Source organism: Bacillus cereus group sp. MYBK227-1 (assembly GCF_051916325.1).
Classification (GTDB): domain Bacteria; phylum Bacillota; class Bacilli; order Bacillales; family Bacillaceae_G; genus Bacillus_A; species Bacillus_A cereus.
This window is the reverse complement of sequence record NZ_JBQAGK010000011.1, coordinates 119,868-137,614: the sequence shown is the minus strand read 5'-3', so window position 1 is coordinate 137,614 and position 17,747 is coordinate 119,868. Positions and strand designations below refer to the sequence as shown.

The following is a 17,747-nucleotide window of genomic DNA, read 5'->3' as shown; positions in this document are numbered from 1 at the left end:
TAGAAAGAGCTCTTAATCAAATTATTATCTTAGTGTTGGAGGGAACTGGCGGCCTCAGTGACAGATGGTAGAAATAATTTACGTGGTATTGTAATAAATTCAAGCGCAATTTGCTTTGGATAAAAAAGTATTTGAGTTAAATCTAGAGCATGTATTAATAGTATCATGAAGCTTGTAAGAATGATAAAACTACCCCAAAAGAAACTTTTTGAAGTGTTGCGGAAATCTTTTATTAAAGAAAAGAATGAAAAAAATGCGGTAACAATGAGAATAAAAAATTTATACTTATCAGCCATTGTGATCCTCCTAAAGAACAGTAATTTATATTATATCGTATTTTTCAATATTATTATAAAAAGATTTTAAAGTGAATAATAAGAAAAAAATAAAGCCATAACTTAAAATCTTAGTTTAGGTTCTATTGTTTGAATTCTTTGTTTTAGAAGGTATAAAATCTGAAATTGAAAATTTTCCAAATGAACTACCATTTTTTATTTCTGATCCAACATCAAGTGCTTAATGAAATGGTATGAAAGATTATAGGCTAGTGATACGAGATTAAATAAGAGGAATTTCCGTGCAGCAAGAGTTCTAGCTCAGATTTCTACTAGAGAAAAGTATTTAGTTGGAGTTGGTATGTTAATAAAAAACGGATGGATGTCGAAACTAAATATTCATGACATTAAGGACAAAGATCAGGAAATATAATTTGGTATTCTGGGAATAACCGGAGATCCGTAGTTAAGGTTGCATAGTATTTGTATTTTTTTTCTAATTTTTCAATTGTTGTTAAGTGATGAGAACCTAATCCACGTCGTACACTATGTTGAGAAAGAGTAGGCCCGATTTGTAATTTTCGTTTTTTCATTGCATCGTTCCATGGACTATAAAAAAATTTAAAAATAAAAGCAGGTTCCATGTAAATGCTATAAGGATAATGCGAACCATGTCTCCCGACTCTATAGTTCCCGTGCGAATTATTGTGAATTAATCTACCGTTAAGATATAGTTGGTTTGGATTAGGTTGAATTATTATGCCGTGATAACGTTGTTTAACAAGCGGAGAGCTATATCTTGGATTAGTGTAGCCATGAGTCGGTTCATCAATCATCATAATCATTCTTATTGAAAACATATTGCCGCCCATAGTGTTAAGTGATTTGAAAAATTGTTCTTTATTATAACAGCACAGGAATTCTGTCGTATTCAATACCATTTTCCATCCTGTAATTTCTCTTTCAATTTCCATAACTTCTTGATCAACTAAATAAGCATCAAATTCGAATGATTTTGAGTTTCGTATTTCCCAATTAGGAGCGAATGTTTTACAGATTTCAACTGAACGATCAGTGGATCCACGGTTAATAAGAATGCCATGATCAAATAGCTTTGTATGGTGCATTAACCACCACGGAAGTAAATATTCTTCATTGTAAAAATGAGAAATTAAAGTAGTCTTAATCAAAATCACCTCCGTATTTAACCTGCTTCTTATTTAATATAATATGGAAGGAAACCTATTGTTAGAAGGTTTCCTCTTAAAAGTTTTAAACCACATAGGGTATGTGGATGGATTAGTATGTAAAGTAGTCTGAATGATAAAGAGTGGTATTAAAAAGTACAAAATCTAAAATGAGCATCGAATTAGTGTATAACGATTGAAACGGCACTGAAAACTAATAAAACAGCCATAATGATGTTAAATAATTGATTATGTTTTAATAAAAGTTTTTGGAACATGGAACCAAAAAGGCTCCAACTAAATGTACTCAGTAAACCGACTATACCTAGAAATAATGAGAAAAGTAGAAAACTTGAATATGAATTGTAGTAAGGGAGTATAAAAGTAGAGACTACTGTGAGTCCGAATAATATTCCTTTAGGGTTAATAAATTGAAGGAAAATACCCACTGTAAATAAGTTTTTATTATTTTTTTCATTGTGACCGGCACCGCCTTTACTAGTAATTATTTTAAAGGCTAAATATAGCATATACGCGACACCTAAAATTTTTAAAGGAAATTCAATTATAGGGATAATATTAATTAATACAATATTAAAGAAACTGCATAAAGAAGTGAGGATGAAAAAACCGAATGCTACTCCAAAGCAAAAGTTTATGCTTCTCTTTAATCCATGTTGATTTGCGTATGTCATAGCTAAGAAATTGTTGGGACCAGGTGTGAAGCTACTTATAAATACAAATAACAAAAAAGAAAATATAGGCATTTCAAAACCCCCTATTTTTTGTGTGTTATAATGACCGAAAAGAACAATATAACGTGTGCTTTTTATTATACATAACGGTCGTTATATTGTATACAGTGTAGGAGTGTTTTTTATGGAAGAAATTCAACTTATTCTGGCAAAAAATTTAAAATCAATACGTGAAAAAGAAAAATTAAGTTTAGAAAAGGTCTCTCAATTAACAGGTGTAAGTAAAACAATGATTGGACAGATAGAAAGAGGAGATTCAAGCCCGACACTAACAACAATATGGAAAATTGCTAATGGTTTGAAAGTATCATTTACCTCTTTAATTAATAATCCACAGCCTGATACGAAAGTAGTTTTACGAAATGATGTTCAAGTATTGTCTGAAGACAATGGGAGATATAAGGTGTATCCCTCATTTCCTTTCCAAGATAATAGGAATTTTGAAATCTATATGGTTGAAATTGATACAGGAGGGAAATTAAGTTCAGAAGCGCATAAAGAAGGAACAGAAGAGTTTATAACGGTATTTGAAGGGAAATTGACAATTGACATAAACGATTGTCAATATACGTTAAATAATGGAGACTCAATTCGCTTTAAGGCGGATAGACCGCATACTTATACTAATTCAGGAAGAACATTAACGCGGTTAAGTATGACTATTTATTATCCAGCTTTATAAGCTGGCAATAATATAAAGAGTAAATGTGTATTGTTAAAACCATCTATAAGAGATGGTTTTATTTTTTGAATATAAAAAAAGACACTCAATTGAGTGTCAATATAGTATTGCTCTCGCGTATAGGATTGGAGATGTTCCTCAAATACATATTGAGATGGTCTGTAAAGAAGAAACGATCTTCATCTTTAATGTAACACCGACATGGGGGAAGTGTAAATTGATAATATATATACGGAAAATTTAGTATAGATGTTTTCTACTATGGATATAGTACAATTTATTTTTATTACGTCATCACTCTTGTAATATTTACCAATTGAGTATTTAGATTGTTTATTATAAAAAGAATGAATCATTTTTTAATCAATTCGTATAATTGTAAGAGAGGCACCTGTTGATCCACCTCCAACTAAATTCACGACAGATAATATACCAAATAATTGTAGTGAAATTGTATTACCAGCATTTAAATTAGTAATTAAATTATTACTATAATTTGAAGTTGATAAAGCGGGAGAAAAAATAGAGCCAGGAATTGGCGTAGAAGCGTTTAATAGTAGTCTAGTTCCAGCAAGTAGAGCGGTTGTCGTATTAACTTGATAGGTTAAATGATATCTTCCAGTTACAGGAATTGTAAATACGTCATTTGAAGCGTTAACTGTAAAATTACCAAGACTTTGGTTATTTGAAAGTGGAATGTTTGTTCCTCCTAATATGACTGAAACAGGACCACCTGATGTATTATTAGCGAACATAGAGTTTGTTGTAACGATAGACCCAGTACTTCCGGTAGGCCCAGTACTTCCGGTAGGCCCAGTACTTCCGGTAGATCCAGTACTCCCGGTAAGCCCAGTAAGCCCAGTACTTCCAGTAGGCCCCGTAGGTCCAGTAAGCCTGTAAGGGAAAATAATGTCAAGGGCCATTGACATTATTTCTTTTTTTCTAATTTCATTATTATCTTGAATATAAATCACCTCATCTTTTTAAATAAGAATGTAATAGATTTAGTACTTTTTAAATAGAATGATTAATTTATTATATTAATTAAAGCGGTTATAGCAACGGTAAAATGTTTAATATATGTAATAATTCTTTGGGAAGAAAAAAGAGAATAGTTATAAAGTTATTCTTTAATGATAGGGTCATAATGATGTGTATGAATTAAAAAACATGTGGAATGAGGTATTAAATTGAAACGCAATGACAATTTATCATTGAATAAGGGGATGATAGGCCCAGAAAATATTGGACCTACATTTCCGATTCTTCCACCAATTTATATTCCAACCGGAGCAACAGGCCCGACTGGAATAACGGGGCCGACCGGAGAAACGGGGCCGACCGGAATAACAGGCCCAACCGGAGTAACAGGCCCAACCGGAATAACGGGCCCGACCGGAGCAACAGGTCCAACTGGAGAAACGGGACCGACTGGAATAACGGGACCAACCGGAGCAACAGGCCCAACCGGAATAGCGGGCCCGACCGGAGCAACAGGTCCAACTGGAGAAACGGGACCAACCGGAGAAACGGGGCCGACCGGAGTAACAGGCCCGACTGGAATAACAGGCCCAACCGGAGCAACAGGCCCGACTGGAATAACGGGCCCGACCGGAGCAACAGGTCCAACTGGAGAAACGGGCCCGACTGGAATAACGGGACCAACCGGAGCAACAGGCCCAACCGGAATAACGGGCCCGACCGGAGCAACAGGTCCAACTGGAGAAACGGGCCCGACTGGAATAACGGGACTAACCGGAGTAACCGGGCTAACCGGAGAAACGGGACCAACCGGAGCAACGGGCCCGACTGGAATAACGGGACCAACCGGAGCAACAGGTCCTACCGGGGGGATTGGCCCTATAACAACCACCAATTTGTTATATTACACTTTTGCGGATGGAGAGAAGCTTATATATACAGATGCTGACGGGATACCCCAATATGGTACAACGAATATTTTGTCTCCTAGTGAAGTTTCTTATATTAATTTGTTTGTTAATGGAATACTGCAGCCACAACCATTATATGAAGTGAGTACTGGTAAATTAACTTTATTGGATACGCAACCACCATCGCAAGGATCTTCAATTATATTACAATTTATTATTATTAATTAAAAGGACAGATCCTTAATGAAAAGGAATCTGTCCTTTTTGTTTTATATTTAAATAGTTAAAATTAAGTGAAGGTACATTCAATTTCTAGCTGTCATAAATGGTTGAATGATAGGAATTTTAACTTCAATTCTTTTCATAGTGTATTGGAATAAAATATAAAATGAATTTTTCAATATAGTATATGAGAGTTCTCTATAATACAAAGGGCTTCATGTTTAAAAAGAGAACACAATCTTAGTAAAGAAATAATGTATATTTATATGAAAAAATGGCACTGTTAATTGTTGAGTATATTCAAATTAATATGTGTATTTAAACCTAAGAGATAAACGTGGAAAAATAAAATAAACCCGTAAGTTTAGGTATTTAATCTAAGCAGTCAATTATTAAAAACATATAATTAATATGTGAGTCATGAACATAATTAAATAACGTTTTTAAGTTTAATTATATTTCATGTTTCCTATTTTAAGTCAATATATAACACATACTCTTTTACAACTTTATGATCCTTATAATAGGAAAAACTCAAATATAAAACAAGTAAGGAGGACATAAATGACAAGTAATAATTGTTTCGGTCATAACCACTGCAATAATCCGATTGTTTTCACTCCAGATTGTTGTAATAATCCACAAACAGTTCCGATTACTAGTGAGCAATTAGGTAGATTAATTACTTTACTAAACTCTTTAATTTCGGCTATTGCAGCGTTTTTTGCAAATCCAAGTGATGCAAACAGATTAGCTTTACTCAATTTGTTTACTCAACTATTGAACTTACTAAATGAATTAGCACCTTCTCCAGAAGGGAATTTCTTAAAACAATTAATTCAAAGTATTATTAATTTACTACAATCTCCTAACCCAAATCTAAGTCAATTACTTTCTTTATTACAACAATTCTACAGTGCTCTTGCACCATTCTTCTTCTCTTTAATTATTGACCCTGCAAGTTTACAACTTTTATTAAACTTATTAACTCAATTAATTGGTGCTACTCCAGGAGGCGGAGCAACAGGTCCAACAGGTCCAACAGGTCCAGGAGGTGGAGCGACAGGTCCAACAGGTCCAACAGGTCCAGGAGGCGGAGCGACAGGTCCAACAGGAGCAACAGGAGCAACAGGAGCGACAGGTCCAACAGGCCCAACAGGAGCGACAGGTCCAGCAGGTACTGGTGGAGCAACAGGTTTAACAGGAGCAACAGGCCCAACGGGAGCAACAGGTTTAACAGGAGCAACAGGTTTAACAGGAGCAACAGGCTTAACAGGAGCGACAGGTCCAACAGGAGCAACAGGCCCAACGGGAGCAACAGGTTTAACAGGGGCAACAGGCTTAACAGGAGCAACGGGTGCAACTGGTGGCGGAGCTATTATTCCGTTTGCTTCAGGTACAACACCAGCAGCGTTAGTTAATGCGTTAGTAGCTAATACAGGAACTCTTCTTGGATTTGGATTTAGTCAGCCTGGTATAGCATTAACGGGTGGAACAAGTATCACATTAGCATTAGGTGTAGGTGATTATGCATTTGTAGCACCACGAGCAGGGGTTATTACGTCATTAGCAGGTTTCTTTAGTGCAACAGCTGCATTAGCTCCATTATCACCTGTTCAAGTACAAATACAAATATTAACTGCACCTGCAGCAAGCAATACGTTTACAGTACAAGGCGCACCTCTTTTATTAACACCAGCATTTGCCGCAATAGCGATTGGTTCTACAGCATCAGGAATCATACCTGAAGCTATTCCAGTAGCGGCTGGGGATAAAATACTGTTATATGTTTCATTAACAGCAGCAAGTCCAATAGCTGCAGTTGCTGGATTTGTAAGTGCAGGTATTAATATCGTTTAATTTGTTACATTTAGTAGGAAATTAAACAGGGGTTTGTATATAGTCCTTCCTAATAAATTTAGGAAGGACTATATTTTTTTGAGAAATAAGTAATAAATCCATTGAACAATTACTCTTTGTTAAGTTCGTATAAAAAAGTATAATTTACCCTTTCTCATTTAAGGCATAAGTTATGTAACTTTAAAAATTTCCAATCAGCAAAAAAAGATGAATTCTTTTAAAAAAGAATTCATCCATAAAATAAACTATTTATTTTTATTACAGTTACATCCTTTTTTCTTTACATAGCCTTGCTCGGCTAAGTCTCTTTGCGATTGGGAATTGGAAGATTGAGAATTGGAAGATTGAGAGGATGCTGAAGAGCTACTATTTTTATTATAAGAGTAGTTTTTTCGATAGTTATAATTACTCATAGTACTATCACCTCCAATTTAATATATAAATATTATATGTATGTACACTATCAATTGTTACTATTATTAATAGGAAGAGAACATACAATAAAAAAATCTCCTCGGTATTTTCCTAGGAGATAAATGATGATTCTTTTAAAAATTTACAAATTAATAGCCCCAGTAAAGAGGAAAGTAATAAGAATCTTGGGGATACGGATTATGTTGTTGAGGGAGGGGCTGGGTTGGGTAATTTTTCATTCCACGGTTTTGATTGCAGTTTGCCGGAGGGCCAATAACAGTAGTTGATTGAATAGGAGAAACCGCTTGTTTCCATTGTTGTTCATTGAGGCAGTAAGTATGGGCCATCATATGAGCCGGAGTTAATCTTAAAATATCAGAACCGAAAATAACTTCTGGCGCTGGGGCATTGAAAATAGCTAATAAATGAGTATTATCAGCTGTAGCAATTTCATAATGCCACCACGCTTGTGGAATGTTGGCAACTTGCCCCGGTTTTATCGGTAAGTTTAATATTTGATTCGTAAATGGATTAAGTAAAGAAACAACAGCAGACCCTGAAATACAATAAACAAGTTCAGCTGCATTTTGATGAATATGTGGTTCTACAACATTTCCTGTACTTAAATAAATATCTAATAAAGAAGTATTTTCTAAAGTGTTTAATTGTTTAATACCAAGTACATTTATATAATTTTGGGCATCTTTCCGAAAAAAATTACTTTTATTTACATCATAAGTAAAATTGGTTGAGGGGGAGGTATAGTCGATGTTGGCAGTCAATTGTATTACCCGCCTTTCTATAGGTAAGTTAGGTTACAAAATTAGGATATGTGTCTAGTCTTTGTTTTGTGCTGTTGTCGGTAGCTTAATAAATTCACTTATTCCATAAAGAATAAAGTATAAAGATTAAACTATATTCGTATTCCCATTCATACTTTGGATTGATGGAAAAAAGTAATGAAAATGTTAATTTAAAAGTACATCAATCATTTATAAGGAGTGAATGTTCATGTCATTTAGTGAAATGATTAGAAATGAAGTACTCAGCTGGGCGGGTGTTTCTGAAAAGCCGCATCGATTTGGTGGTATTGAAATAAATTATGGTAAGAAAGAACTTGGCCATCTTCATGGTGATAAATTAGCTGATTTACCATTTCCGAAGTTAAAGCGAGATGAATTAGTGAAGCAAGGATTGGTAAAACCACATCACGTATTACCTGAATCAGGATGGATCAGTTATTATATAAAGAGTGAAGAGGATATTCCATTTGCAATTGAGTTATTTCGTATGCAATATGACCGAATTAAAAAGTAATGAAATAAAGTAGGGTAATAAAAATTTATTTTCATGTCACATCCCTCCTTAATCGTTCGTCTTGTATGTAGAACGATAAGGAGGGATTTTATTATGAATACATTTGATGTAGCAATTGTTGGCGGTGGGCTTGCTGGATTAACAGCATCTATATATTTAGCGAAAGCTGGAAAGAAAGTGATTGTATTAGAAAAATCCAGTCAATTCGGTGGCCGAGGGATGACTATAAATAAAAATGGAATCTGCATGAATCTTGGTGCACATGCTTTATATAGAGGCGGGGCAGCGTTTATAACTTTTAATGAGCTCGGTTTGAATCTTCCAGGTGGAATACCATCTACAAAAGCACATGGAATATGGAAAGGGGATATATTCACCATCCCAACAGATTTTCGCTCAATTTTATCAACACCACTACTTTCGTGGTCTGCAAAAGTACAATTCTCACGTCTTATGATTCGTTTAGGAAATTTAGATGTAGGAGAAGTTCCGAAAATGAGTCTAACTACATGGGCAGAAAATGAAATAAAAGATCCAATGGTTCGTAATATATTTTATGCGCTATGCCGGACAACAACATATACGTTTGCTCCTACAATACAATTAGCATCATCTGTACTAAAGCAAATACAGCTTTCTATAAAAGAAGGAGTACTTTATGTAGATGGTGGTTGGGAGACGATAATAACAAAATTAAGAGATTTAGCGAATGATGTCGGGGTAAAATTTTTGGCTAAAAAGCATGTTTTGGAAATAGAGCATTATGAAGATAAACAAAGAATACATTGTGTTGATGATGAGGTTTTTGCAGTAGATACAGTCATCGTGACGACTCCGCCAAAAGAGGCTTGTAAAATAATAAAAGGTGCAGAAGGAACAAGTTTGCATAGATGGAATGAACAATCGGTACCGGTTACTGTTGCTGCATTAGATATTGGCTTGAGACAATTACCCAATCCTACACATCAATTTGTATTAGGATTAGATCAACCTATATTTTTCACAAATCAATCGAGAGCAGCTAAATTAAGTGAAGATGGATCAATTGCAGTGAGTCTAATTAAGTACCATAATCCTGTGCTAGAGATGAATCATATTCATGAAGATAAAGAACAGTTGGAAAGTACGATGGAGTTGTTACATCCAAATTGGAAAAGAGAAGTTGTTGCACAGCAATATTTACCGAAAATAACAGTAGTACATGATTTTCCTCATATTGACCGTGTTGAAAAGCCGGGTCCTAATATACCTGAAATGCCAGGTGTTTATGTTGCAGGAGATTGGGCAGGGCATGATGAAATATTAGCTGATGCTGCGGTAGCAAGCGGGAAACGAGCAGCGTTACACATTTTAAAGCAATATGAAAGTGAGGCAGTTCATCATGGAAACGGAGCAGTTATATGAAGCGTATCAACCATTATTATTTTCGTTAGCATACAGAATCCTTGGGAGTGTTATGGATGCTGAGGATATCGTTCAGGATGTATTTATCTCGCTAAATAATATAGAAGATCCTCAATCTATAGAAAATATGAAAGCATATTTATGTAAGATGGCGACAAATCGTTCAATTGATAAATTACGATCGGCAGCGCATAAACGTAACGTGTATGTAGGGATGTGGTTACCAGAGCCACTTGTAGACGAGAGTGATGAGCCATCAAAGTCATTTATAATGAAAGAATCCCTTTCCACCGCATATTTATTACTTTTACAACAACTATCTGAGGTAGAAAGGATTGTTTTCATATTAAGAGAGGTTTTCAGTTATGAATACGAAGAAATAGCTTCAATTGTTGATAAGAGTAGTGTGAACTGCAGGAAGATCTTTCAACGTGCACGAAAAAGCATGTTGGAGAAACCGAAGCAATCAAAATTAAGCACGGAGAAAATGGCTTCTTATGTTGAAAAGTTTGTAGCATCATTACAGTGTGGGGATACGGAAGGTATGTTGGAAGTATTAAAAACAGATGCTATACTCAAAGCTGATGGTGGAGGTAAAGTTACAACTGCGATCAATCCGATTTATTCTGCAGATCGAATTATTCGCTTGTTCTTTGGGATTGCACAACGATTGACAGAAGAGTACACTGTTGATTTTAAAATGGTAAATGGTATACCAGGAGTTATAGTTACAATAAATAATAAAGTAACGTATGTTCTTTCGTTTGCATTTGAGGATGAGAAGATTTCAAATATTTATATGATGGTTAATCCTGAAAAACTTATGCATTTAAATGTAAAAATATAAAAAAGCGCATTTCTTTAGAAATGCGCTTTTTTATTATTTTTCTAACATTTCAAGAGGTACATCTTTTTCGCCAGCTACCTCAAATTTAATTTCCCCGTCTTCTTCATAAATACGTGTAATAATCGGTATAGTAATCATTAATTTTTTATGCTGCTTTCGTTTTCGAGCAGCATCTAAGCTAATCACGTTCATTTGTAAGCATCCTTTCTTCTGGAAATATATAAACAAAGAAAATGCGTCCGAAAAGGGCGCTTAATTGAATTTGAAATACCGATTCATTTAAATGGGGTTTATATAATTTAATAACTGCAATTTTAATATGAAATAATATGAATGGAATAATTGCACGTAGAAATTAACTTTACCAAAAAAAGAAACAATATGCTATAAAAAATTATAAATCTTTGTCATATAACGGGAAAAAGGATTTCGTTTCGCATATAATAAAAGTAGACGGGCAGCAAGAGCTTTTTCATCATATTGCTTGGAAAGGCGATGAAAAGAATGGATACGTTAGATTCATTATTACTTCAACTTGAACAATATGGAGAAGAGCATGATCGGAATAAAAAAATACGGGAAGAAAAATTACGGAATATTTCTCGTGAGATGGGGCAATTTTTATCAATTTTAGTAAAAGGGTGTAATGCAAAAAACATTTTAGAAATCGGAACTTCTAATGGTTATTCTACATTGTGGTTAGCTAATGCGGTAGAAGAAACAAATGGAAATGTAACAACTGTAGAGCTTTCTTCAGAACGAGTTGGAGAGGCACTTGTCAATTTTGAAAAGGCAAACCTTTTACAAAGGATTGATGTTCACAATCAAGAAGCAGGGGCATTTTTAGATTCCCAATTAGATCATTCATTTGATTTTATTTTCCTAGATTCAGAGCGCACGCAATACATGTGGTGGTTTGAGCATATAAAACGTATGTTACAGCCAAAAGGTTTTCTTGTTGTTGATAATGCAACTTCTCATGCAAGTGAATTAGATGAGTTTATAAAAATGATTGAAGAAGATGATACGTTTGAAACAGTGTTATTAGCGTTTCAAAAGGGAGCATTTGTAGCTCGCAAAAATAAATAGAAGTGAGTGTAATAGAATTATCACATTGAAAACGGGTGAATGTCAAAAGATTGAGTGTAGCACGATTAAAAGAACGTAAATTATTTAGGAAATATATGAAGAATCCGCCTTCAGCATGTAGTTCTCTAGGTCTTAAGTCTGAGGAAAATTATGTTGATTACAGGTATACTTATAGTAAGAAACAGGGAATGACTGCATAAACAGACATTTCTAAAAAAATCGATTCAAGCAATCAGAATGTGTATGAAATACGATATAATTGATGAAATATAGTGCATATAAATTCGCACATATAAATAAAGGAGCGATTTTGTTGACTGAACTCGAGAAAAAAGAACCTGTATCCATTGTGAAAGATAATAATGTAGAAGTAGTGGTTGATACAGTTATAAAAGATGAAGAACTTGATGAATTAAATAAAGAAGCCGATCTTTATGTACAAAAGTTAAATAGCGAGCAAAATACAGATTTATCAAAAGTATTGTCGCAGCTAGGAGATTTGGGGGATAAAGAACAACAAGCAGCAGGACAAACGTTATCAGCATTAAAACGTCCTGTCACAGCGATGATGAATGGAAAGAATGAAGAAATTCCAAATACATTGTTAGAATTACGCAAAGTAGTATCAGAGCTTGATCCCAATTCACTTAAAGCAAGTGGTATGAAGAAAATTATGTTTAAAGTATTTAAGAAAAATCCACTTGAAACATACGTGCATAAATATCAATCTATAGATAAGCAAATTGAGGAAATTATTAGATCCCTTCTAATTGGTCGTGATAACTTACAAGAGGATACAGTTGGTCTTGAAATGTTAAAAGAACAATCGCACGATAAAATTCATGCTCTTGATAAACAAGTATACTTAGGGAAAAAGCTTGCTGGCATGCTTGAAGCTGAGAAACAAAACCCAGAGCGTCAAAGGGATATTCCGTTAATTAACGATGCATTAGAAAAGATACTTGTACGTACACGTAATATGCAGCAAGCGAAAAGTGTATTATTACAATCTATAGCTTCTGTAGACATCATTAAGAAAAATAATGAAAAATTAACAGAGGCGATACGTAATGCGATTACGATGACACAAAACGTTGTAACAGTTTCAGCTGCTATTCAGCTTGCATTAACGAATCAACGGAAAACAATTGATGCCGTAAATGCGACGAATGAAGCAATTGAATCGATGGTATTAAGTAATTCTCAAGCGTTAAAACAAAATACAGAAGAAACGACGAAATTGCTTGAAAACCCTGCTATTAGCATGGATAAATTACGTGAATCATTCCAAAATGTGTTCGCTGCAATTGAAGCATCTGAAAAATCGTCAGAACGTATTATTGAGTCAAGCAAGAAGTTCGTTATTGAACTAGACACATTTAATGATGAGATGAAGCAGAAACTCATTCAGCGTCCAAGGAAATAACGGATTATTAGAGGAGGTGAACAAATGAGTTTCATTCAAACAGTACTATTACTACTCGGTACATTGCTTTTAATAGCATTTACTGTCGTTGTTTTAGTCGTATACTTCGGGCGGAAACTGTATTTTTCATGGACGAAGCCATATAAAAGAGCGCAAGATTCTTTAGATAAGATATCAAACAAATCAATACCGTTTCTACAAGAATTTACACAACATCCACTGTTTTATCGCTGGATTCGCACCGAAGGAAAGAAAGAACAAAATACATTAAATACTCTATTTTGTGCATCAGGTCAACGTACGAGAGAGCAAGTCTTCTCGATGTTACCGAAAGAAAAGCAGAAAAAAGTGCATGTAATGGCAAAAACTACGAAAAAGCTTACAAATGAAGATATTGATGTGGCTGCGATGAAAGTGAAAGATTTCTTAAGACAAGAAGCGCAGCAAACTGTAAAACCGACAGACTTATCATTTTACAAATTGTATTTTTATGACCGTTATCCAGACGCACTAAATACAATTCAAGCGTATAAACGCTCAATAAATCCTTCATTACAAAGAACGGTTGATGATATTACAATTTCAGTATTAAATGCACTTCCGTACTATCAAGAGCAACGCATGTTTGAACAACAACATAAACTTGAAACGTTCTTAATGAAAGATTTAACGGCCATGTTATCGTTGGTAGTACAATTACCACCTTCACAAAGACCAGAGAAGGAAGAAGAACTGAAAATCTACTTGGAAAATTTCCAAAAAGAAATGGAAGTAGTAGAGCGAGATATTCGCGACTCAATTGATCACGATTTAAATGTGAAGATGAGAGCAGCGACTGAGAAGTTTAAGAATAAATAACAAAAAGCGCCTTAAAAGCTAAGTATCACGGCTTTAAGGCGCTTTTTTTATGAGGTTTTATTTTGCTCTAACGGTAGTATGACTAGAAGCCACACTTTCATTATGCAATCGATCAACTGCAGTTACGACATAGGTATACGTTTCTCCGGAAATAGCGGTTTTATCTACATAAATTTCTCCAAGTTTTGTTTTTCTTACAGTGGTAAGTAAATTTTTGGGATTTTGTATATCCACTTCATTTTTCCCATTCACGCGGTAAATAGCGTAATAAGCAGAATCATTATCTCTATTGTCAATGATACCGATTGCAATACCTTCATCTCTTGGAATGGCGCCTTTTAAAGTCGGTTGTTTTGGTGGATCATGATCAAGCCAAGGCATAGGCGGGATTAATGCAGGATGTTTATATATGTTTTTTGAAAGGCTATCTTTAACTCCGAGTGGATTGTTATTAATATCTTTTAAGCTAAAATGCATACTACCTTTTATATCAGGATATAGCCGGTTTAATGCAATTTGTTTTGGATATTCTTCTGGATCAGACCAAGCAGGGACGGAGTTATTATTAATTTTATAGGCCGCTTGACCGATGTATAGGTGAAGCGGTTTGTTATTTGTTTCTTTAACCCACCAATCTACTAATATGTCATATGCAGCTGGGGTGAAACCTATATTCCAATATATTTGCGGTGTAATGTAGTCAATATATCCTTTTTGTATCCACTCACGTGTGTCAGCATAAAGGTCATCATAGTTTCTTTGGCCTGCGGTTGTGTTAGAGCCAGTGGGATCGTCAGCTATATTTCGCCATACGCCGAACGGACTAATGCCAAACTTTACATATGATTTTTCTTGTTTTATAGCAGTATTTAAATCTTTTACAAGTTCATTTACATTATTACGTCGCCAATCTTCTATATTTGTAAATCTACCATTATTATATGTTTCGTATGTTTTCTGATCTGGAAATTCTTCACCGGCTACTTTATATGGGTAAAAATAATCATCCATATGCAGCGCATCAATATCGTAATTTTGTACGATTTCTAAAGCACCTTCTGTTATAAATTTTTTCACTTCCGGAATACCGGGATTGTAATATAACTTTCCGCCATAAGGGACAACCCAATCGGGATGTTGCCTTGCAGGGTGATTATTTGATAATCGATTTATATCGGTGTGATTCATCGTTATTCGGTATGGGTTAATCCAAGCGTGGAATTCTATATTTCTTTTATGAGTTTCTTCAATCATAAATGCGAGCGGGTCATAACCAGGATCTTTTCCTTGTGTTCCTGTAATGTATTCAGACCAAGGACCGTAATTTGAAGGATAGAAAGCATCAGCGGTTGGTTTAATTTGTACAACAACTGCATTCATACCAGTGCTTTTTACATCGTCTAATAATCTTATAAATTCTTGCTTCTGTTTTTCAATAGGTAAGCCAGTTTTTGAGGGCCAATCAATATTCAGAACTGATGCGATCCATACAGCACGTAATTCATGTTTTTTGTACGTAGTATTTACTTCAGCATAAGTAGAGTGAGGGGGAATGAAAGAGAAAGGGATGAACAAGATAACGATACAACATATCATTAATAAACGTTTAACGATCATTTATACGCCTCCCTATCATATGATTATTTAAAATAATATCTGAGGCGAGGTTGACCTTGCAATAGAGAAAATTGCATATTGAAACATTAATTTAATAAGAAAAATATTTTTAATGAAATTTACTTTCATTATAACTAAATTCATTTACTACTTCATATGCTTGTTAGTAAAGTGAAACTTCCTTTCATTTGAAGGGTAATAAATTATAAGTATAGGAGGATTAATAAATGAAAGTTTTGTTCGTCTGTTCTGGAGGAATGTCCAGTGCAATTGTTGTAAACGCTTTAAAAAAAGAAGCGGAGAAAAATGGTGTGAACATGGAAGTGCATGCAATTGGAACGAATGAGGTAGAGGAAGAAGTAAAGAATGGCTGGGATGTCGTAATGGTGGCACCTCAAATAAGACACCGATTTGACTCTGTAAAAAAATTTGCAGAGGAGGAATCTATTCCGTGTGGCATCATACCGCCGCAAGCATACACACCGCTTGGCGGCCCGACTTTATTAAAAACTGTAAATGAATTAATCAGTTAGGGGGAAACGTTATGAATAAGTTTGTCACGTTTCTTGATAAAAACTTATCTGGACCGATGGCAAGGCTTTCTGAGCAGAGACATTTACAAGCAATCCGTGATGGAGTTATTTCGGCGTTACCATTTATTATAGTAGGAAGCTTCTTTTTAATAGTAGCATTTCCACCACTGCCGAAAGATAGTTTCATATCAGTTTGGGCATTAAAGAATCAAACAAGTATATTGATACCATATCGTTTAACCATGTTTATTATGTCTTTATATATCGCATTTGGAATAGGATATAATTTAGCGAAAAGTTATAAGTTAGATGCTTTATCAGGAGCACAGCTCGCGGTATGTTCACTACTTTTAACATTAACGCCTGAGTTAATTGATAAAAAAGGATTCATGCTTCCGATGACAAATCTCGGAGGTCATGGATTATTTGTGACGATGATTGTTTCTATTTTATCCGTAGAGATTTTAAGATTTTGTAAGAAGAAAAATGTAATGATTAAAATGCCAGAACAAGTACCGCCATCTGTATCGCGTTCATTTGAAGCACTTATACCTGCAGCATTCGTTATTATTATAATGAGTCTAGTAACTGTCGTTTTTAGCATTGATTTACACCATGTTGTTGATAAATTAGCAGCACCATTAGTAAAAGCTGGGGACAGTTACTTCGGTGTAATGATTCCAGTGTTTTTAATTACGTTTTTTTGGTCATTCGGAATCCATGGTGTGTCGGTTGTTGGAACTGTTGCTAGGCCATTATGGGAAGTATACCTAGGGAAAAATGGTGAAGCAGTTGCTAGTGGAGCAGATCAGTTGCCATTTATTTCACCAGAGCCGTTATATCAATGGTTTATATGGATTGGCGGTTCTGGTGCGACGTTAGGGCTTGTATTAGCTATGATTATATTTGGTCGATCGAAATATTCAAAAGCATTATCAAGAACTTGTATTGTTCCAGGTATTTTTAATATTAATGAACCAGTCATATTCGGATTACCGATTGTACTAAATCCAATTTTAATTATCCCATTTATCATTACACCACTTGTAACAGCAACTGTTGCATATTCAGCAACTGCGATGGGATTTGTAACACCAACGCATATTATGCCGCCATGGACACTACCTGCTCCAATTGGTGCATATTTAGCAACAGGTGGAGATTGGCGTGCGATTGTATTAGTTTTTATAAATATAGCAATATCATTCCTTATTTATTTACCATTCTTTAAAATGTACGACAAAAATATGCTTGAAATTGAAAAAAATGGTGACGGGGAATCTGTTAATCCTTAATCTGCACGCTGTTATTTTGAGTGATAGACTTTTTGTCTATCACTTCTTTCACATTAAAACTAGAAAGGGGGAAA

18 protein-coding genes are annotated in these 17,747 nt (G+C 34.8%); 11 read left to right on the top strand and 7 right to left on the bottom strand.

Annotation, left to right across the window (positions count from 1 at the left end; all coding sequences use genetic code 11):
- Window positions 1-29: 29 nt before the first annotated feature.
- The 3 genes from ACTFRM_RS28880 to ACTFRM_RS28870 form a co-directional block, all read right to left on the bottom strand.
- Window positions 30-296 carry a hypothetical protein gene (locus ACTFRM_RS28880; protein ID WP_000774117.1) on the bottom strand — a complete coding sequence of 89 codons (267 nt, stop codon included), beginning with the start codon at window positions 294-296 and terminating at the stop codon, window positions 30-32.
- A 386-nt stretch (window positions 297-682) separates the two neighbouring features.
- Entirely contained in the window at window positions 683-1,465 is a 783-nt protein-coding gene (locus ACTFRM_RS28875; RefSeq protein ID WP_000598280.1) for a glycosyltransferase family 2 protein, read from the bottom strand.
- 179 nt (window positions 1,466-1,644) lie between these two features.
- Complete coding sequence (locus tag ACTFRM_RS28870) at window positions 1,645-2,229, bottom strand: LysE family transporter (RefSeq protein WP_001121273.1); 585 nt, start codon at window positions 2,227-2,229, stop codon at window positions 1,645-1,647.
- A gap of 55 nt (window positions 2,230-2,284) precedes the next feature.
- Here ACTFRM_RS28870 and ACTFRM_RS28865 point away from each other — a divergent pair, with 55 nt between their 5' ends.
- Window positions 2,285-2,899: a helix-turn-helix domain-containing protein gene (locus ACTFRM_RS28865; protein WP_002197759.1), complete on the top strand. Its 615-nt coding sequence runs from the start codon at window positions 2,285-2,287 to the stop codon at window positions 2,897-2,899.
- Between the two features lie 359 nt (window positions 2,900-3,258).
- Here the strand turns inward: ACTFRM_RS28865 and ACTFRM_RS28860 are convergent, their stop codons facing one another.
- On the bottom strand, window positions 3,259-3,873 hold the full coding sequence (locus ACTFRM_RS28860) for a BclA C-terminal domain-containing protein (protein ID WP_322371362.1): 615 nt from the start codon (window positions 3,871-3,873) through the stop codon (window positions 3,259-3,261).
- A gap of 216 nt (window positions 3,874-4,089) precedes the next feature.
- Here ACTFRM_RS28860 and ACTFRM_RS28855 point away from each other — a divergent pair, with 216 nt between their 5' ends.
- Together ACTFRM_RS28855 and ACTFRM_RS28850 are read left to right on the top strand one after the other, a co-directional pair.
- Window positions 4,090-5,019, top strand: a complete 930-nt coding sequence (locus ACTFRM_RS28855; RefSeq protein WP_440043823.1) for a DUF4183 domain-containing protein — start codon at window positions 4,090-4,092, stop codon at window positions 5,017-5,019.
- 558 nt (window positions 5,020-5,577) lie between these two features.
- A complete protein-coding gene (locus tag ACTFRM_RS28850) occupies window positions 5,578-6,873 on the top strand; it encodes an exosporium glycoprotein BclB-related protein (protein ID WP_000203318.1) in 1,296 nt (431 codons plus the stop codon).
- Window positions 6,874-7,436: 563 nt separating this feature from the next.
- Here the strand turns inward: ACTFRM_RS28850 and ACTFRM_RS28845 are convergent.
- Window positions 7,437-8,069, bottom strand: a complete 633-nt coding sequence (locus ACTFRM_RS28845; protein ID WP_000126322.1) for a cupin domain-containing protein — start codon at window positions 8,067-8,069, stop codon at window positions 7,437-7,439.
- A gap of 229 nt (window positions 8,070-8,298) precedes the next feature.
- Here ACTFRM_RS28845 and ACTFRM_RS28840 point away from each other — a divergent pair, with 229 nt between their 5' ends.
- From ACTFRM_RS28840 to ACTFRM_RS28830, 3 genes are all read left to right on the top strand, one after another.
- Entirely contained in the window at window positions 8,299-8,604 is a 306-nt protein-coding gene (locus ACTFRM_RS28840) for a luciferase domain-containing protein (RefSeq protein WP_000010317.1), read from the top strand.
- 93 nt (window positions 8,605-8,697) lie between these two features.
- Window positions 8,698-10,008: a phytoene desaturase family protein gene (locus ACTFRM_RS28835; protein ID WP_001091208.1), complete on the top strand. Its 1,311-nt coding sequence runs from the start codon at window positions 8,698-8,700 to the stop codon at window positions 10,006-10,008.
- A complete protein-coding gene (locus tag ACTFRM_RS28830) occupies window positions 9,986-10,855 on the top strand; it encodes a sigma-70 family RNA polymerase sigma factor (protein ID WP_000447148.1) in 870 nt (289 codons plus the stop codon). Before ACTFRM_RS28835 ends, ACTFRM_RS28830 begins: the two co-directional genes overlap by 23 nt.
- Before the next feature lie 33 nt (window positions 10,856-10,888).
- Here ACTFRM_RS28830 and ACTFRM_RS28825 read toward each other — a convergent pair whose 3' ends face one another.
- A complete protein-coding gene (locus tag ACTFRM_RS28825; protein WP_001100984.1) occupies window positions 10,889-11,047 on the bottom strand; it encodes a hypothetical protein in 159 nt (52 codons plus the stop codon).
- 303 nt (window positions 11,048-11,350) lie between these two features.
- Here ACTFRM_RS28825 and ACTFRM_RS28820 point away from each other — a divergent pair, with 303 nt between their 5' ends.
- From ACTFRM_RS28820 to ACTFRM_RS28810, 3 genes are all read left to right on the top strand, one after another.
- Window positions 11,351-11,944, top strand: a complete 594-nt coding sequence (locus tag ACTFRM_RS28820) for an O-methyltransferase (protein ID WP_016124554.1) — start codon at window positions 11,351-11,353, stop codon at window positions 11,942-11,944.
- A 313-nt stretch (window positions 11,945-12,257) separates the two neighbouring features.
- Window positions 12,258-13,370: a toxic anion resistance protein gene (locus ACTFRM_RS28815; protein WP_000137402.1), complete on the top strand. Its 1,113-nt coding sequence runs from the start codon at window positions 12,258-12,260 to the stop codon at window positions 13,368-13,370.
- A gap of 24 nt (window positions 13,371-13,394) precedes the next feature.
- A complete protein-coding gene (locus ACTFRM_RS28810; RefSeq protein WP_000008371.1) occupies window positions 13,395-14,228 on the top strand; it encodes a DUF3974 domain-containing protein in 834 nt (277 codons plus the stop codon).
- A 57-nt stretch (window positions 14,229-14,285) separates the two neighbouring features.
- Here the strand turns inward: ACTFRM_RS28810 and ACTFRM_RS28805 are convergent, their stop codons facing one another.
- Entirely contained in the window at window positions 14,286-15,845 is a 1,560-nt protein-coding gene (locus ACTFRM_RS28805; protein WP_000636017.1) for a glycoside hydrolase family 10 protein, read from the bottom strand.
- A gap of 227 nt (window positions 15,846-16,072) precedes the next feature.
- Here ACTFRM_RS28805 and ACTFRM_RS28800 point away from each other — a divergent pair, with 227 nt between their 5' ends.
- Together ACTFRM_RS28800 and ACTFRM_RS28795 are read left to right on the top strand one after the other, a co-directional pair.
- Complete coding sequence (locus ACTFRM_RS28800; RefSeq protein ID WP_000865907.1) at window positions 16,073-16,378, top strand: PTS sugar transporter subunit IIB; 306 nt, start codon at window positions 16,073-16,075, stop codon at window positions 16,376-16,378.
- Window positions 16,379-16,389: 11 nt separating this feature from the next.
- The gene (locus tag ACTFRM_RS28795) at window positions 16,390-17,673 is read left to right on the top strand and encodes a PTS sugar transporter subunit IIC (RefSeq protein ID WP_001032277.1); all 1,284 of its coding nucleotides are present in this window, start codon (window positions 16,390-16,392) and stop codon (window positions 17,671-17,673) included.
- The last annotated feature ends 74 nt before the right edge of the window (window positions 17,674-17,747 follow it).

Coding starts and splice junctions, on each gene's coding strand:
- ACTFRM_RS28880 (WP_000774117.1), bottom strand. CDS start 296: ATGGCTGATAAGTATAAATTTTTTATTCTCATTGTTACCGCATTTTTT.
- ACTFRM_RS28870 (WP_001121273.1), bottom strand. CDS start 2,229: ATGCCTATATTTTCTTTTTTGTTATTTGTATTTATAAGTAGCTTCACA.
- ACTFRM_RS28850 (WP_000203318.1), top strand. CDS start 5,578: ATGACAAGTAATAATTGTTTCGGTCATAACCACTGCAATAATCCGATT.
- ACTFRM_RS28840 (WP_000010317.1), top strand. CDS start 8,299: ATGTCATTTAGTGAAATGATTAGAAATGAAGTACTCAGCTGGGCGGGT.
- ACTFRM_RS28835 (WP_001091208.1), top strand. CDS start 8,698: ATGAATACATTTGATGTAGCAATTGTTGGCGGTGGGCTTGCTGGATTA.
- ACTFRM_RS28830 (WP_000447148.1), top strand. CDS start 9,986: ATGGAAACGGAGCAGTTATATGAAGCGTATCAACCATTATTATTTTCG.
- ACTFRM_RS28825 (WP_001100984.1), bottom strand. CDS start 11,047: ATGAACGTGATTAGCTTAGATGCTGCTCGAAAACGAAAGCAGCATAAA.
- ACTFRM_RS28820 (WP_016124554.1), top strand. CDS start 11,351: ATGAAAAGAATGGATACGTTAGATTCATTATTACTTCAACTTGAACAA.
- ACTFRM_RS28810 (WP_000008371.1), top strand. CDS start 13,395: ATGAGTTTCATTCAAACAGTACTATTACTACTCGGTACATTGCTTTTA.
- ACTFRM_RS28805 (WP_000636017.1), bottom strand. CDS start 15,845: ATGATCGTTAAACGTTTATTAATGATATGTTGTATCGTTATCTTGTTC.
- ACTFRM_RS28800 (WP_000865907.1), top strand. CDS start 16,073: ATGAAAGTTTTGTTCGTCTGTTCTGGAGGAATGTCCAGTGCAATTGTT.
- ACTFRM_RS28795 (WP_001032277.1), top strand. CDS start 16,390: ATGAATAAGTTTGTCACGTTTCTTGATAAAAACTTATCTGGACCGATG.